Below are 17,613 nucleotides of genomic sequence, written 5' to 3' on the forward strand. Positions count from 1 at the left end.
CGGGCAGCCGCGACCACCTGGTCATTCGGGGGTTTCGAGAGTGCCGTCGAGCAGGCGGAACAGTTCTTCGTCGCTGGCGTCGTCGATCGCGTCGTCGACCGGGCCGGAGTCGGGCTCGTGCTCCGGCCCGCGCAGCCTGCCCAGGAACTGCTGGAGTCTCGCCACGACCTCGCCGCGTGCCTCCGGATCCGTGGCCAGCTCGGCCAGCTCGGTCTCCCATCGTTCGAACGTGGCTGTCCACGCGCGGTGGGTGCCGTCCGGGAGCAGCTCGGCGAGCAGGTGATCGGCCATACTCGTGACGGTGGGGTGGTCGAAGACGACGGTGGTCCGCAGCTGCAGGCCGGTGCGTGTGCCGAGCCGCCGCCGTAGTTCGACAGCGGTCAGCGAGTCGACGCCCATGTCGAGGAAGCCGCGCTCGGTGTCGATGCCATCGGCCGTCTCGAAGCCCAGCACGCGAGCCAGTTCGGCGCGGACCAGGTCCCGTACGGCCGGGCGGCGGTCCTGCTCCGGGAGGCGGCGCAGCCGGTCGGCGAACGCTTCGTCGGCGGACGCGGCCCGGGTAGTCTCCCGGGCCGGGTGCCGGGTGACGTGCACCAGACCAGACAGCAGGGCGGGCGGTTCCTCCCCGGAGGCCTGCAACGCGGCCAGGTTCAGGTGCGCCGGCGCCAGCACGGGCCGGTCGAGGGACAGGGCGGTGTCGAACAGCCGCAGGCCCTGGGCGTCGTCGATGCCAGCAATGCCGGACCGCTTGAGCCTGGCCAGCGCGCCCGCGTCGAGTGCGCCGCCCATGCCGCTCTCCCGTTCCCACAGGCCCCAGGCGAGGGACACGGCCGGCTGACCGTTCGCCCGGCGGTACTGGGCAAGCGCGTCCAGGAAGGCGTTGCCCGCCGCGTAGTTGCCCTGCCCCGCGGTACCGAGGGTGCCGGCGACGGAGGAGAACAGGACGAAGGCGGTGAGCGGGGTGTCCTGGGTCAGCAGGTGGAGGTTCCAGGCGGCGTCCACCTTGGCGGACAGGACGGTGCGCAACTGCTGGGCGGTCATGGTGGCGACGGTGGCGTCGTCGAGGACGCCTGCCGCGTGCACGACTGCGGTCAGCGGATGCTCGGCGGGGATGCCCGCGAGAAGGTCCGCCAGCGCCGACCGGTCCGCCACATCACACGCGGCGACCGTCACCTCGGCACCCGACCCACGCAACTCAGCCGCGAGTTCTGCCGCCCCCGGAGCCCGCGTACCGCGCCTGCTGGTCAGCAGCAGACGGCGTACGCCGTACTTGGCAACCAGATGCCGGGCGAACAGCGCGCCCAGCCCACCCGTACCGCCGGTGACCAGCACCGTGCCGTCGCCGTCCCAGTCGGCCGGGGCCTGCCCGGCCGGTGCGGCGGTCCGGGTGAGCCGCGGCACCAGGACGGTAGCGCCACGCACCGCGAGCTGGGGTTCGCCCGCCGCCAGAGCCGCGGCCACGGCACGGCCGGACAGCTCCGCCCCGTCCGTGTCCAACAGGACGAACCGGCCCGGTTCCTCGGACTGTGCGCTGCGGACCAGCCCCCACACCGGCGCGATTGTCGGATCCGGCACCTCGGCGTCACGGGTGGCGACCGCCGATCGGGTGACCAGGACGAGGCGGCTGCCCGCCGTGGCCGGCTCGGCGAGCCACCGCTGCACAAGGGCGAGGGTGTCGGCGAGTGCCGCTCCGGCCGCCGCCGGGACGTCCGGCTCGTTGGGCGCCGGTCCGGCCCACAGCAGGACCACGCCGGGAGCCGGGGCGCCCGCGGCGATCGAGGCCAGCAGCGAGGCGAGGTCCTCATGGTGCCGGACCGGGGCGCCGGCGTCGCGCGGCTCGGGCAGCGGACCTACGACCGCCCAGGGGCGCGCCGGTTCCGGCGTGCCGGGAGCTTCGAAGGCACCGGCGGGTGGAGCGGTCCACTCGACGCCGAACAGCATGCCGCGCACGGCCGTGTCGGCGAGTCGGTCGGCCGCGACCGTCCGCAGGGTGAGCGAGTCCGCGGTCAGCAGGACGTCGCCCGCGGCGTCGGTCAGGGTGACGGACACTTCGTCCGCGCCGACCCGGCCGAGCCGGACCCGTACAGTCCCCTCCCCCGCCCGGGCACGGTGTGTGACACCGCGCCAGCCGGAGGGCAGCCGTACGCTCCCGGGCCGCTCGGACGTCTCGTCGAGCAGATCGAGCAACAGCGGGTGCAGGGCACCGTCCAGCAGAGCGGGGTGAACGGTGTGTCCGTCGGCCGACGGAGCGGCCTCCGGGAGCCGGACCTCGGCCAGCAGGTCGTCGCCGAGCCGCCACACCGCCTGAAGGGTCTGGAAGGCGGGCCCGTAGGCGTACCCGAGTTCGGACAGCCGGGGGTAGACCTTGTCGAGCGCCACGGGGACCGCGTCCGGCGGCGGCCAGGCTCCGGCCGCCGCCGGATCGGCGGGCGGCGGACCGGCCGGTACGGGGCTGAGAGCACCGGTCGCGTTCGTGGTCCAGGGGGCGTCCGGCTCAGCGTCGCCGGGCCGGGAGTGCACTCCCAGCGGCCGCCGCCCCGAGTCGGCCGGCTGGCCGACGATCAACTGCACGTCCATGGCACCCTGTTCTGGCAGGACCAGCGGTGCCTCCAACGCCAGTTCCTCGACGGAGGAGCATCCGCTCGAGACGGCCGCGTGCAGCGCCAGGTCGAGCAGGGCCGCGCCGGGCAGCAGCACCGCGCCGCCCACGGCATGGTCGGCCAGCCACGGCTGCGCCGCCACCGACAGCCGCCCGGTCAGCACCAGCTCCTGCCGAGCCGCCAGTTTCACGGCGGCGCCGAGGAGGGGGTGGCCTGTGGCATCGAGCCCGAACCGGTCGGCGCCCCAGACCTGCGTGGAAGCATCCAGCCAGTAACGACGCCGCTGGAACGGATACGTCGGCACATCCACCACCCCGGCACCAGCCAGCTGCACCGACCAGTCGACGTCCACCCCGTGCGTGTGCAGCGCGGCCAGCGCGCCATACACCGAGGCGACCTCGTCGCGCTCACGACGGGCGGCGGCCACCGCCAGCACCCCCGCCCGCACACTGCCCGACACCGCCGCACTCAACGCCGCATCCGGACCCAACTCCAGGAAGGCCGTGACACCCTCCGCCTCCAACGCCCGCACCCCGTCAAGAAAACGCACCGGCTCACGGATCTGCCGCACCCAGTACTCCGGATCCGACCACTGCCCCGCATCCACCCGCCCCGACAACGTCGACGCCACCACAAACGACGGCCGCCCCCACACCACCCCCCGCACCACCGCAGCGAACTCCTCCAGCACACCATCCATATGCGCACTGTGGAACGCATGACTCACCCGCAGCCGACGCGTGCGATACCCCCGCCCCTCCAACACCCCCGCGGCCGTCAGCACCGCCGCCTCGTCCCCGGAGATCACCACCGCCGCAGGCCCGTTGACCCCCGCGACCGACACCCCCACGCCCACAACCTCCAGCACCTCGGCCTCCGGCGCCTCCACCGCGACCATGGCCCCGCCGGCACGCGCCGCACCCATCAGCCGACCCCGGGCCACCACCACCGCACACGCATCCGCCAGCGACACCACACCCGCCACACACACCGCCGCCAACTCCCCCACCGAATGCCCCACCACCGCATCCGGCCACACCCCGAACGACTCCACCAACCGGAACAACGCCACCTCGAACGCGAACAACGCCGGCTGCGTGACCTCCGTCCGATCCAGCACCTCCCCCGGCCCCTCGAACATCACCTCCCGCAACGACCACCCCAACAACGGATCCAGATACCCACACACCTCATCCAACGCAGCCGCGAACACCGGAAACACCCCATACAACTCCCGGCCCATCCCCACCCGCTGAGCACCCTGACCGGTAAACACAAACGCCGTACGCCCCCCGACGACAGCCTCCCCACACACCACACCCGACACATCCCGCCCCTCGGCAACAGCCTCAAGAGCACGGAGAAGCTCATCACGATCCCCACCGACAACAACAGCTCGATGCCTCATCGGGACGCGGGTGGTCAGCAGGGAGAGTGCCACGTCCGCCGGGTCGAGGCCGGCGTCGGCGCTGAGAGCCTGGCGGAGACGGTCGCTCTGGGCACGCAGTGCGGCAGGTGTACGGGCCTGGAGAACGAGCGGCCGTACGGCACCCGGTGTCGGAGCCCGTGCGGGGGTGGGCTCGACGGGCTCGGCTTCCTCGACGATGACGTGGGCGTTGGTGCCGCTGATACCGAAGGAGGACACCCCCGCCCGGCGCGGACCGTCGCTCCGCCACTCCTGGGCTTCGGTCAGCAGCCGGACCGTACCCGCGGACCAGTCCACATGCGGAGACGGCTCATCCACATGCAACGTCCGCGGCATCTCACCCCGACGGACAGCCTCCACCATCTTGATCACACCACCAACACCCGCAGCCGCCTGCGCATGCCCGATATTCGACTTCAACGAACCCAACCACAACGGCCGATCCACAGAACGAGCCGCACCATAGGTCGCGATCAGCGCCTCCGCCTCGATCGGATCACCCAACGTGGTACCCGTGCCATGCGCCTCGACCACATCCACCTCGGCCGCCGACACACCCGCATCCGCCAACGCCTGCCGGATCACCCGCTGCTGAGCCGGACCATTCGGCGCCGTCAACCCATTCGACGCACCATCCTGATTGACCGCACTCCCCCGGATCACCGCCAACACCCGATGACCATTCCGCCGCGCATCCGACAACCGCTCGACCAGGAGCATGCCGACGCCTTCGCTCCAGGTGGTGCCGTTGGCGCCGGCGGCGAACGAGCGGCAGCGGCCGTCGGGGGAGAGTGCCCGCTGGCGGCTGAACTCCACGAAGGTGTTGGGGGTGGCCATCACGGTCACACCGCCGGCGAGTGCGAGGGTGCACTCGCCGCGCCGCAACGCCTGGGCCGCCAGATGGAGGGCCACGAGGGACGAGGAACACGCCGTGTCCACCGTCACCGCCGGCCCCTCCAGACCGAAGGTGTAGGCGATACGGCCGGAGGTCACGCTCCCGGTGCTGCCGGTCAGCAGGTAACCCTCGTACTCCTCGGGCGCCTTGGCGATGCGCGACCCGTAGTCGCTGTACATGGCGCCGACGAAGACGCCGGTGCGGCTGCCCCGCAGGGTGCCGGGGTCGAGCCTGGCGTGCTCCAGGCTCTCCCAGACGGTTTCCAGCAGCAGCCGCTGCTGGGGGTCGATCGGTACAGCCTCGCGCGGCGAGATCCCGAAGAACTCGGCGTCGAAGCGGTCGGCGTCGTGCAGGAAGCCGCCCTGGCGGCAGTACGTGGTGCCGGCGTGCTCGGGATCCGGGTCATGGAGGGAGTCCAGGTCCCAACCGCGGTTGGTCGGGAACCCGGTGATCGCGTCCCGGCCGTCCGTGACCAGCCGCCACAGGTCCTCGGGGCTGTCGACGCCTCCGGGATAGTGGCAGGCCATGCCGATGATGGCGATCGGTTCGTCGTCGGAGACGACAGGGGCGGTGGTCTCCTCCCCGGCGCCGGACGGTGTCGTTCCCGGGACGAGGCCGAGCAGCAGTTCCGCCAGTGCGTCGGGCGTGGGGTGGTCGAAGACCACAGTTGCGGGGAGCCGTGTGCCCGCGAGGGAGTTCAGGCGGTTGCGCAGTTCGACTCCAGTGAGCGAGTCGAATCCGAGTTCGCGGAAGGAGAGTTGGGCGTCGACGGTCTGCGGGTCCCCGTGACCGAGCACGGAGGCCACCGTGGAGAGCACCAACTCCCGTGCGGTTCCCCGGCGTTCGTCCGCCCCCAGGACGGCGAGCCGCTGGAGCCAGGAGCTCTCGCCGGAGGCCCTGTTGCCGGCTTGCTGCCGGGCCGGGCGGCGGAGCGTCGGCCGGAGCATCGGGGGGAGGACTCCGGCCTCGAACCGGGCGCGCAGCGCCGTCGCGTCCAGCCGTGCGGGCACGAGCAGCGCCTGGTCGGTGGCGAGCGCCGCGTCGAACAGGGCGAGCCCCACCTCGGCGTCGAGCGGTTCCAGCCCGTTCCGGCGCCAGCGGGACAGCTCGGTGTCCGTCAGCCCCGCGCCCATGCCGTCGGCGGTGTTCCACAGGCCCCACGCCAGGGAGACGCCGGGCAGGCCGCGGGCCCGTCGGTGGTGGGCGAGCGCGTCCAGGAAGGTGTTGGCGGCGGCGTAGTTGGCCTGGCCGGCGTTGCCGATCTGGCCGACGATCGAGGAGAACAGGACGAAGGCGGCGAGCGGAGCCTCCCTTGTCAGCAGGTGGAGGTTCCAGGCGGCGTCCACCTTGGGCCGCAGGACGGCGGCGCAGCGTTCGGGAGTCAGCGTCTCCAGGGTCCCGTCGTCGAGAACGCCGGCCGCGTGCACGACGGCGGTCAGCGGATGCTCGGCGGGGATGCCCGCGAGAAGGTCCGCCAGCGCCGACCGGTCCGCCACATCACACGCGGCGACCGTCACCTCGGCACCCGACTCGCGCAATTCCGCCGCGAGTTCTGCCGCACCCGGAGCCTCCAACCCCCGGCGACTGGTCAACAACAGACGCCGTACGCCGTACTCGGCGACCAGATGCCGGGCGAACAGCGCGCCCAGCCCACCCGTACCGCCCGTGACGAGCACCGTGCCGTCGCTGTCGTACACCGTCGGTTCGTCGCCGGCGCGGGCGGTAGTCAGGCGGGGCGCGTGGGGGACGCCGACGCGTATCGCGAGCTGCGGTTCGCCACCCGCCACGGCGGCGGGCAGGGCCTGTGCCGAGGCGTTCGTGTCGTCGACGTCCACCAGGACGAACCGGCCAGGGTGTTCTGTCTGTGCCGTGCGCAGCAGACCCCACAGCACGGCGCCCGCCGGATCGGGGACGGTGTCTTCGGGCAGGGCACCGATCGCGCCCCGGGTCACCACGACGAGCTGGGCATCGGCGAGCCGCTCCTCGGCCAGCCAGTCCTGGACCAGTTCCAGCACCCGGCCCACACCGAGGGTGGCGTCGGCCGCGGGTTCCTCGCCGCCGACCGGTCCGCACTCGATGACGACCGTGTCCGGCACCGCTCCTGCGTCGGCGGTCAGTTCGCCGAGTCCGGCACACCTGCGCAGCTCCGGCAGCAGCACTGCGTCGGCGGGCTGCTCGCCACCCCGGCCGGCTTCCGCTTCCACAACCACCCAACCGCTGGTCCGCGGCTGCCCCGTGGACGCCGGCGACCAGAGGACACGGTGCAGGCAGTCGTCGGCTCCGGCGGCCCGGTGCCGGACGGGTGCCGAGGGACGCAGCACCAGCGAGTCGACGCTCAGCACCGGCGCGCCGGTGCTGTCGGCTGCGGCGAGGGACACGGTGTCCGCTCCGGCCGGCGACCAGCGCACCCGCAGGGCGGTGGCCCCGATCGCGTGCAGACGTACGCCGTTCCAGGAGAACGGCAGCAGCATCCTGTCCTCTGGCTGGGTCAGTACGACGGGATGCAGCGCGGCGTCGAGCAGCGCGGGGTGGATGCCGAGCCGCCCGGCCTCACCGTCCGGACCAGCGGGCAGACGTACCTCCGCGTACAGTTCCTCACCCTGCCGCCACAGCGCGTGCAGGCCCTGGAATGCCTGGCCGTACGAATAACCGCGCGACTCCAGTTCGGCGTAGGCGCCGTCCGTCGGTACGGCGGTCGCGCCAGGCGGCGGCCAGTCGGTGAGCCCAGTGACCGCGGCGGGTCGCGCGGTCTCCAGCAGGCCCGTGGCGTGCCTGGCCCACTCGCCCGACCCGGTGGCGGAGTACACGCCGATCGTGCGACGGCCCTCCGCGTCGGGCCGGCCCACGGCGGCCTGGAGACGAACGGCCGAACGGTCGGGCATCACCAGCGGACTCTCGATGGTCAGCTCGGCCACACTGTCACAGCCCGCGTAATCGGCCGCGGCCAGCGCGAACTCCAGGAAGACGGTCCCGGGCAGCAGCACGGCGCCACCAACGTTGTGGTCGGCCAGCCAGCCATGCGTGCCGAGGCCGAGCCGGCCTGTCAGCAGCAGACCTCCGTCCTCGGCCGGTTCCACGGCGGCGCTGAGGAGGGGGTGGCCTGTGGCATCGAGCCCGAACCGGTCGGCGCCCCAGACCTGCGCGGAGGCATCCAGCCAGTAACGACGCCGCTGGAACGCATACGTCGGCACATCCACCACCCCGGCACCAGCCAGCTGCACCGACCAGTCCACGTCCACCCCGTGCGTGTGCAGCACGGCCAACGCGCCATACACCGAGGCGACCTCGTCACGATCACGACGGGCAGCGGCCACCGCCAGCACCCCCGCCCGCACACTGCTCAACACCGCTCCGGTCAACGCCGCATCCGGACCCAACTCCAGGAAGGCCGTGACGCCCTCCGCCTCCAACGCCCGCACCCCGTCAAGAAAACGCACCGGCTCACGGATCTGCCGCACCCAGTACTCCGGATCCGACCACTGCCCCGCATCCACCCGCCCCGACAACGTCGACGCCACCACAAACGACGGCCGCCCCCACACCACCCCCCGCACCACCGCAGCGAACTCCTCCAGCACACCATCCATATGCGCACTGTGAAAGGCATGACTCACCCGCAGCCGACGCGTGCGATGCCCCCGCCCCTCCAACACCCCCGCGGCCGTCAGCACCGCCACCTCGTCCCCGGAGATCACCACCGCCGCAGGCCCGTTGACCCCCGCGACCGACACCCCCTCACCCAGGACGGCCACCACCTCAGCCTCCGACGCCTCCACCGCGACCATCGCCCCCCCGGCACGCACCGCACCCATCAGCCGACCCCGGGCCACCACCACCGCACACGCATCCGCCAGCGACACCACACCCGCCACACACACCGCCGCCAACTCCCCCACCGAATGCCCCACCACCGCATCCGGCCACACCCCGAACGACTCCACCAACCGGAACAACGCCACCTCGAACGCGAACAACGCCGGCTGCGTCACCTCCGTCCGATCCAGCACCTCCCCCGGCCCCTCGAACATCACCTCCCGCAACGACCACCCCAACAACGGATCCAGATACCCACACACCTCATCCAACGCAGCCGCGAACACCGGAAACACCCCATACAACTCCCGGCCCATCCCCACCCACTGAGCACCCTGACCGGTAAACACAAACGCCGTACGCCCCCCGACGACAGCCTCCCCACACACCACACCCGACACATCCCGCCCCTCGGCAACAGCCTCAAGAGCACGGAGAAGCTCATCACGATCCCCACCGACAACAACAGCTCGATGCCTGAACGCCGTACGAGCGGTGGTCAGCGCGTACGCCACATCACCCGCGCTGATGTCAGACCGCGCCGCCAGGTGCGCACGCAGCCGGTTCGCCTGGTCCCGCAGCGCCTCCGGCGACCGCGCCGACAACGCCACTGGCGCTATCCCGTCGACAGCGACGGACGGGGCCTCCTCGGGGGCCTCTTCCAGGATCAGGTGGGCGTTGGTGCCGCTGATACCGAAGGAGGACACCCCCGCCCGGCGCGGACCGTCGCTCCGCCACTCCTGGGCTTCGGTCAGCAGCCGGACCGTACCCGCGGACCAGTCCACATGCGGCGACGGCTCATCCACATGCAACGTCCGCGGCATCTCACCCCGACGGACAGCCTCCACCATCTTGATCACACCACCAACACCCGCAGCCGCCTGCGCATGCCCGATATTCGACTTCAACGACCCCAACCACAACGGCCGATCCACAGAACGAGCCGCACCATAGGTCGCGATCAGCGCCTCCGCCTCGATCGGATCACCCAACGTGGTACCCGTGCCATGCGCCTCGACCACATCCACCTCGGCCGCCGACACACCCGCATCCGCCAACGCCTGCCGGATCACCCGCTGCTGAGCCGGACCATTCGGCGCCGTCAACCCATTCGACGCACCATCCTGATTGACCGCACTCCCCCGGATCACCGCCAACACCCGATGACCATTCCGCCGCGCATCCGACAACCGCTCCAGGACCAGGAGCCCTGCGCCCTCGGCCCACGCCGTGCCGTCCGCCCCTGCCGCGAACGCCTTGCAGCGGCCGTCCGCTGCCAACCCGCGTTGGCGGCTGAACTCCACGAACATGCCCGGGGTGGCCATCACCGTCACACCGCCGGCGAGAGCGAGGGTGCACTCGCCGCGCCGCAGCGCCTGCATCGCCAGGTGGATCGCCACGAGGGACGACGAGCACGCCGTGTCCACCGTCACCGCCGGCCCCTCCAGACCGAAGGTGTAGGCGATACGGCCGGACATCACGCTGGCGGTGCTGCCGGTCAGCAGGTAGCCGCCCGTTTCCTCGTCAGCCTCGTGCAGACGGGGGCCGTAGTCGAGGGCGGTGCCGCCGACGAAGACGCCGGTGCGTGTGCCGCGCAGCTTCTCGGGGACGATGCCGGCGCGTTCGAGCGACTCCCACGCGGTTTCCAGCAGCAACCGCTGCTGGGGGTCCATGGCCGTGGCCTCTCGGGGCGAGATACCGAAGAACGCGGCGTCGAAGTGGCCGGCCTCGGCCAGGAAGCCGCCCTCCCCGGTGTAGGTGGTGCCGGGGCGCTCGGGGTCGGGATCGTGGAGGGCGTCCAGGTCCCAGCTGCGGTCGGTGGGGAAGGAGCCGATGGCGTCCCGGCCGTCCGTGACCAGCCGCCACAGGTCCTCGGGGCTGTCGACGCCTCCGGGGAGGCGGCAGCCGATTCCGACGATGACCACGGGATCGTTCACCGTGGTGACCGTGGCCGTGTCCGGTTCGGCGCCGCGCGGATCGGCCCGGTCGGCGGGGTCGGACAGGTGTTGCGCCAGCCAGTGGGCCAGTTCTGCGGGCGTGGGGTGGTTGAACAGCAGCCCGGACTCCAGGGTGAGGCTGGTGGCCTCGCTCAGCCGGTCCCGGAGTTCGACGGCGAGAAGCGAGTCGAAGCCGAGGTCGCGGAACGGCCGGGTGGGGTCGACGAAGGCGGCCGTGCCGTGGCCGAGGACGATGGCGGCGGTGGAGCGCACCAGGTCGAGCATGACGCGCTCCTGGTCAGCCGCATCGGTGCGGGGCCCTGCCGACGGCTGGGAAGCGGAGTCGGCGTGATCCTGTCCGGGGGCCGGATCGACCTGCGCCGGCTCCGGGGCGGGCACCGGCGTGACGTTCGCGCCCTGGGCCGGCTGCCCGAGCGGCTGCGTCTCGTCGTCGCCGTACCAATGCCGTCGGCGCTGGAAGGCGTAGCCCGGCAGGGGGACGCGTCGGGCTCCCGTGCCCTCGAACAGGCGCTCCCAGTCCGGCGCGTGGCCGTGGACGTGGAGTCCGGCGACGGCGGTGAGCAGGACCTCCGGCTCGGGCGCGGACGACCGGCGCATGGTCGGCAGCAGGACCGCCCGCCGACCCCGCAGGCACTCGCGGCCCATGGCGGTGAGGACACCGTCGGGGCCGATCTCCAGGAAGGCGGTGGTGCCGGCCTCGAGGAGGGTGGCCATGCCGGCCTCGAAGCGGACCGCGGACCGCACGTGCCGTACCCAGTAGTCGGGCGAGCACAGCTGCTCCGGGGTCGCGGGCAGGCCGGTGACGTCGGAGACGACGGGGATGCGCGGCGGGGCGTAGGTCAGCGTGGCGGCGACGGCGCGGAACTCCTCCAGCATGGCGTCCATGTGCGGAGAGTGGAACGCGTGGCTGACCCTCAGTCGTCGTGTCCGGCGGCCGAGTGCGGCCACAGCCGCGGCGATCTCCTCGACGGCGGTCTCGTCGCCCGATACGACGACAGCGCGCGGGCCATTGACGGCGGCGATGTCGGCCTGTCCGACCCGGCCCTCCAGCAGCGGCAGTACCTCCTGCTCGGAGGCTTCCAGCGCGGCCATGGCTCCGCCGGGCAGCGCCTCCATCAGCCGTCCGCGGGCGGTCACCAGGGTCGCCGCGTCGGTGAGGTCCAGGACGCCGGAGACGTGGGCGGCGGCCAGTTCGCCGACCGAGTGGCCGAACAGGCGGTCGGGGGTGACACCCCAGGTCTCCAGCAGGCGGAACAGCGCCACCTCCACGGCGAACAGGGAGGGCTGGGTGTAGCCGGTGCGGTCCAGCAGGGCGGCCTCGGGGGTGCCGTCGGGCGCGAACAGCACCTCCTTCAGAGGACGTTCCAAGTGCCGGTCGAGTTCGGCGCAGGCACGGTCGAGCGCTTCGGCGAAGGCGGGATGGGTGCGGTACGACTCGGCGCCCGCGCCCGCCCGCTGGCTGCCCTGCCCGGAGAAGAGGAAGGCTAGATCGCCGGTGCGCGCGATGGTTCCGGTGACGGTGCCGGGGGCCGCCTCGCCCCGGGCCAGGGCCGCGAGGCCGTCGAGCAGGCGCTCGGGCTCGGAGCCGACCACGGCGGCACGGTGTTCGAACTGGGTGCGGGTGGTGGCCAGGGAGTACCCGACGTCGGCCGCCGGGTCGAGCGCCGCGCCGTCGGCGGCCAGCCGGGCGTGCAGCCGGGCCGCCTGCTCCCGCAGCGCCTCGGGCCCGCGCCCGGCCAACGGCCACACCACCGGGCGCCCGTCGCCGGCCGCCCGGTCCGCCTCGTGCACGTCGCTCCGTCGCACCGCCTCCGTCGGCGCGGGTGCCTCCGACACCACCACATGGCAGTTGGTGCCGCCCATTCCGAAGGAGTTGACACCGGCGACGAGGGGCGCGTCCGGGCGGGGCCAGTCGCTCAGCTCGCGCTGGACGGTCAAGCCGAGTTCGGTGAGCGGGATGCGCGGGTTGGGGGTGCGGAAGTGGAGACTGGGGGGCAGTTGGCGGTGCCGGATGCTCAGGAGTGTCTTCAGCAGGCCGACGATGCCCGCAGCGCCCTCCAAGTGGCCGACGTTGGTCTTGGCCGACCCGACCGCCAGCGGAACCCCGCGGCCGCGGCCCAGGGCCGAGCCGAGGGCGGCTGCCTCGATCGGGTCGCCGACCTTGGTGCCGGTGCCGTGCAGTTCGACGTACTGGACCTGCTCGGGGCGGACTCCGGCCCGACTGCAGGCCGCCTCCACGACGCGCCGCTGGGCCGCCTGGTCGGGCACGGTCAGTCCGGGAGTGGCGCCGTCGTTGTTCACGGCGCTGCCCAGCAGGACGCCGTGGATCTCGTCGCCGTCGGCGAGGGCACGGGACAGCGGCTTGAGCAGGACGAGGCCGCCGCCCTCGCCGCGTACATAGCCGTCGGCGTCGGCGTCGAAGGTCGCGCATCGTCCGTTCGGGGAGAGGCCGCCGAATCGGGACGCCTCGACCGTGCCGGCCAGGGTGAGGTTGAGGTTGACGCCGCCCGCGATCGCGAGGTCGCACTCGGCGCGGCGCAGGCTCTCGCAGGCCAGGTGGACGGCGACCAGCGCGGAGGACTGTGCCGTGTCGACAGCCAGGCTGGGCCCGTGCAGGCCGAGCGTGTAGGAGACCCGGTTGGCGAGCACTCCGCGGTTCAGGCCGGTCGCGGAATGCGGGGTGACAGAGCCGGTTCCGCGGCGCTGGAGCAGTGCGGCGTAGTCGTCGTGCATCGCGCCGACGAAGACGCCGGTGCGGCTGCCGGTCAGGCTGGCGGGCAGGATCCCGGCATCCTCCAGGACCTCCCAGGCGAGTTCGAGGACCAGCCGCTGCTGCGGGTCGACGGCGGCGGCCTCGCGCGGCGACATGCCGAAGAACTCGGCGTCGAAGGCGTCGACCTGCTCGAGGAAGCCGCCGTGGGCGGCTCCGGTGATGGCGTCCGGCGTGAGGTCCCCCGGCGCGTCGGCCTGCCAACGGCCGGGCGGCGGCGGGCTGATGGCGTCACGGCCGGTCCGAAGCAGGTCCCAGAACGCGGCCGGATCGGGGGCCTGCGGGAGCCGGCAGGAGAGGCCGACCACCGCGATCGCCTCCTGTTCGGCCCGACCCACCTGATCCGTGGGGAAACCGTCGGAAAAACTCTTCTTCACCACGGTGGTTCACTGCTCCCTCTGGTGCCGATCGCAGATCGTCCGGTCAGTGTCACGGCCTGGGCCAAAGGCATTCTTGGCGCGCACTAAAGGCGAGTTCCCTGCGTAGCGAGTCGCGGCTACGGTCCTGCATGACCAGCCGCGCCAGGTGGGAGGAGTTTCGTGGACTTCAGTCTCTTCTATTTCGCGGACTACGGGGCCGCGGCCGATGACCGCTACCGTCTTCTGCTGGACAGCGCGAAATTCGCGGACACCCACGGATTCACCGCAGTGTGGACACCGGAACGCCATTTCCATGAATTCGGCGGCCAATATCCCAACGCGGCCGTCACCGGCGCTGCGCTTGCGGTGGCGACCGAGCAGATAGCCATCCGCGCGGGCAGTGTGGTCGCACCGCTGCACCATCCGGCGCGGATCGCGGAGGAGTGGTCCGTGGTGGACAACCTGTCCCGGGGCCGGGTGGGCGTGTCGCTGGCGTCGGGCTGGCACTCGGTGGACTTCGTCCTGCGGCCGGAGAACTACCAGGACCGCAAGGAGGTCCTGGTGCGCACCGTGGAGACGCTGCGCCGGCTGTGGGCGCGGGAGGAGGTGGCGTTCCCGGACGGCGCGGGCCAGGAGTCGAAGGTGCGGATCTTCCCGCCGCCGGTCCAGTCGGAGCTGCCGATGTGGCTGACGAGCGCCGGTTCCGCCGAGACGTTCCGTACGGCCGGCCGGCTCGGCACGGGTGTGCTGACGCATCTGATCGGCCAGGAGATCTCCGACCTGGAGCGCAACATCACCGCCTACCGCGCGGAACTGGCGGCCGCGCACGGCCCCGGGGCGCGCGGCCATGTGGCGCTGATGCTGCACACCTTGCTGGGCACGGACCGCGAGAAGGTCCGTGAGGAGGTCCGCGAGCCGTTCGGCGACTACCTGCGCAGCTCGATCGGACTGATCACGAAGACGGCCGCGGCGGCACTGCCCGGTGGCATCGATCTGGAACGGCTGTCGCCGCAGGACCGCGAGTTCCTCGTGGCGCGTTCGTTCGACCGCTACTTCGACACGGGCGGACTGTTCGGCACGATCGAGGACGGCTTGGAAACCGTTGGGCGGCTGCGCGCGGCAGGGGTCGACGAGGTCGCCTGCCTGATCGACTTCGGGGTGCCCGAGGACCGGGTGCTGGAGGGCTTGCACCCCTTGAACACGCTGCGCGAGCGATGCGCCGACGACCACGGGGAGGACCGATGAGCAGTGGTGAACTGACCGGGCTGACAGCCCTGGTGACTGGCGGTGCCTCCGGCATCGGGCTGGCCACCGCCCGCATGCTGGCGGCCCGGGGCGCGCAGGTGGCCTGCCTGGACCTCAACGCGCTGGACGCGGACGGGAAGTCGGCCGTTCCCGAGCCGCTGATCGGGGTGTACGGCGACGTCGCGGACGACGCCTCGGTGGACACGGCCGTGGCGAAGGCCGCCGAACGGCTGGGCGGCCTGGACATCCTGGTCAACAACGCGGGCATCCTCGGCCGGGGAACCGTGGAGTCGGGTGAACTCGCCGAGTGGAAGCGGGTCTTCGACGTCAACGTGTTCGGCATGGTGCGGGTCGCCCGTGCCGCGCTGCCGTATCTGAGGCGCTCGGAGCACGCGTCCATCGTGAACATGTGCTCGCTGGGTGCCACCGTCGGGCTGCCCAACGCGGCGGTGTACTGCTCCTCGAAGGGAGCGGTGCTCGCCCTGACCACGGCCATGGCCGCCGATCACCTGCACGAGGGCATCAGGGTCAACTGTGTGACCCCGGCCCCGGTCGATACCCCGTGGGTACGCCGGCTCGTGGATGCCGCGAGCGACCCGGAAGCCGCTTTCGCCGCGGTCAGCGGGCGGCAGCCGAACGGGCGGCTGGTCACACCGGAGGAGGTGGCCACAGCGATCTGCTATCTCGCCGGCCCGGCCGCGGGCTCGACCACCGGGGTCTCGCTCCCCGTCGACGGGGGCAGCCGGGGTGTCCTGCTGAGCATGGATCCACGTGTGCTGCCAGCCCGTTCCAGGCTCTGAATCCCCTGGCCGGGGTGGCTTAAGCGAGGCCCAAGCCGCCGGTAAGAACCGCGGCCTAGGGTCTCGATCAACGATGGGCGACCGGAGGAAAGCATGACCGAATACCAGCTCAAGGGCACCGCCGCAGCTCTGGTGGAGCTGTTCGCCGGGAAGATCCACCAGCACGGCATGTACGACTCGGAAGGTGCCGCCTTTTACCACTCGTTCACCCTGCGGGACAACGCCGAAGTGGAGGAGCTGCTGAGCTCCGCGGAGGGGCGGCCGGGCCCGGTGCTGGAGCTGTGCTGCGGCTCCGGCCGACTGACCCTGCCGTTCCTGGAGCAGGGCTTCGAGGTGGTCGGGCTCGACAACTCGCCGTCGATGCTGGAGCTCCTCGACGAGCGGATGCGGGAGCCGGAGTACCAGGAATACGCGGACCGGCTGAGCACCGTCGAGGGCGACATGACGGACTTCGCGCTGGACCGCAAGTTCGGCCTGATCGTGCTCGGCGCGACGGCGGTGTGGAACCTCACGCAGGAGCAGCGCGCACAGCTGTTCCGGGGTGTGCGCGAGCACCTCGCCGAGGACGGCCGCTTCCTGCTGACGGTGCTGGACATCGCCGGGTTCGAGAGCGCGTCCGCCGCCTTCGAGTACACCTCGGTCTTCCCGACCAAGGACGACCGCTCGCCGGTGCTGTGCACCTTCATCGACCGGATCGAACCGGACGGCCTGCGCTCCACCAGCATCCTCGCCAACCGTGTGCAGAACGGTGAGGTCGTCGACACGGCCATGTACACCGCCTGGACGCATCTGGCTCCGCTCGGTGCCCTGGAGAAGGAACTGGCGGCCGAGGGCCTGAAGCTGGTCGCCCAGCATGAGCTGGTGAACCGTCACCAGATCACCCGCAGCAGCAGCGCGCGCCGTCGACTGCTCCTCGAGGCCATGCTCTGACCGTCGACGCGACCACGGTCCCCGGCGCGGCCCAAGAGCCCGCTCCGGGGACCTGGTTCCGAGCAGGAAGCGAGGCGCCCCAGGTGCCCGACCCGATACCGGCGTCGCGCGAGGCAGATACCGTCACGTCCGGAGAGTTCCGTCGGGTTCTCGGCAGGTTCGCCACAGGCATCGTCGCCGTCGCGGCCCTGGACGCCGTCGGCCGACCCGCCGCGCTGGCGGTGAACTCCTTCGCCTCGGTCTCCCTCCGGCCGCCGTTGGTCTCCTTCTGCGTGGCGGAGACGAGCAGCAGCTGGCCACGGATCCGGCCGACCGAGCGGATCGGGGTGAGCATCCTCGCCGACCACCAGCTGCCCGTCTGCGACCGGCTGGCCGCCAGCGGCCCGGACAAGCTGCATGGCACAGAGTGGCACCTCTCCCCCGGCGGAGCGCCGCTCGTGGCGGGCGCGATCGGCTGGCTCGAATGTTCCCTGCAGGACGAGTACTGGGCCGGCGACCATGTGATCGCACTGTGCCACGTTCACCACTTGGCAGTCGGCGAGAGCGATGCCCCGTTGCTCTTCCACAGCGGCCGCTACGGCACCTTCCGGCCTGGCCCGCTCCCCATGCACCGCTGACCGGGACGTCCGGGCCCCGGCTGCCTCCTCCGCGAGCGCGCCACCGGACACCAACGCGAGGCGGACACGACGGTCCGGACGGCTCGGGCCACCCGGTCCACTCGCAGGGGTGAAGTAGGCCCAGGACGAGGCTCATCACCGCCCGCACCACGGCGACTTCGGCAGACTCGGCTCCCGGAACACATACCGGAAGCAGACGA

The 17,613-nt window shown here is 71.9% G+C and carries 5 protein-coding genes; 4 read left to right on the plus strand and 1 reads right to left on the minus strand.

Features of this window, described 5'->3' with window-relative positions; translation table 11 throughout:
• Positions 1–21 precede the first annotated feature (21 nt).
• Positions 22–13,842: a type I polyketide synthase gene (locus OG734_RS10270; RefSeq protein WP_330287182.1), complete on the minus strand. Its 13,821-nt coding sequence runs from the start codon at positions 13,840–13,842 to the stop codon at positions 22–24.
• A 159-nt stretch (positions 13,843–14,001) separates the two neighbouring features.
• On the opposite strand from OG734_RS10270, the gene OG734_RS10275 reads away from it, so the two are divergent.
• From OG734_RS10275 to OG734_RS10290, 4 genes are all read left to right on the plus strand, one after another.
• Entirely contained in the window at positions 14,002–15,066 is a 1,065-nt protein-coding gene (locus tag OG734_RS10275; RefSeq protein WP_330287183.1) for a MupA/Atu3671 family FMN-dependent luciferase-like monooxygenase, read from the plus strand.
• Positions 15,063–15,866, plus strand: a complete 804-nt coding sequence (locus OG734_RS10280) for an SDR family NAD(P)-dependent oxidoreductase (RefSeq protein WP_330287184.1) — start codon at positions 15,063–15,065, stop codon at positions 15,864–15,866. Before OG734_RS10275 ends, OG734_RS10280 begins: the two co-directional genes overlap by 4 nt.
• Positions 15,867–15,959: 93 nt before the next feature.
• The gene (gene mpaM, locus OG734_RS10285) at positions 15,960–16,796 is read left to right on the plus strand and encodes a daptide-type RiPP biosynthesis methyltransferase (RefSeq protein WP_330287185.1); all 837 of its coding nucleotides are present in this window, start codon (positions 15,960–15,962) and stop codon (positions 16,794–16,796) included.
• 83 nt (positions 16,797–16,879) lie between these two features.
• Positions 16,880–17,413, plus strand: a complete 534-nt coding sequence (locus OG734_RS10290; protein ID WP_330287186.1) for a flavin reductase family protein — start codon at positions 16,880–16,882, stop codon at positions 17,411–17,413.
• The last annotated feature ends 200 nt before the right edge of the window (positions 17,414–17,613 follow it).

Origin of the sequence: Streptomyces sp. NBC_00576 (genome assembly GCF_036345175.1) — a bacterium.
Classification (GTDB): Bacteria; Actinomycetota; Actinomycetes; order Streptomycetales; family Streptomycetaceae; genus Streptomyces.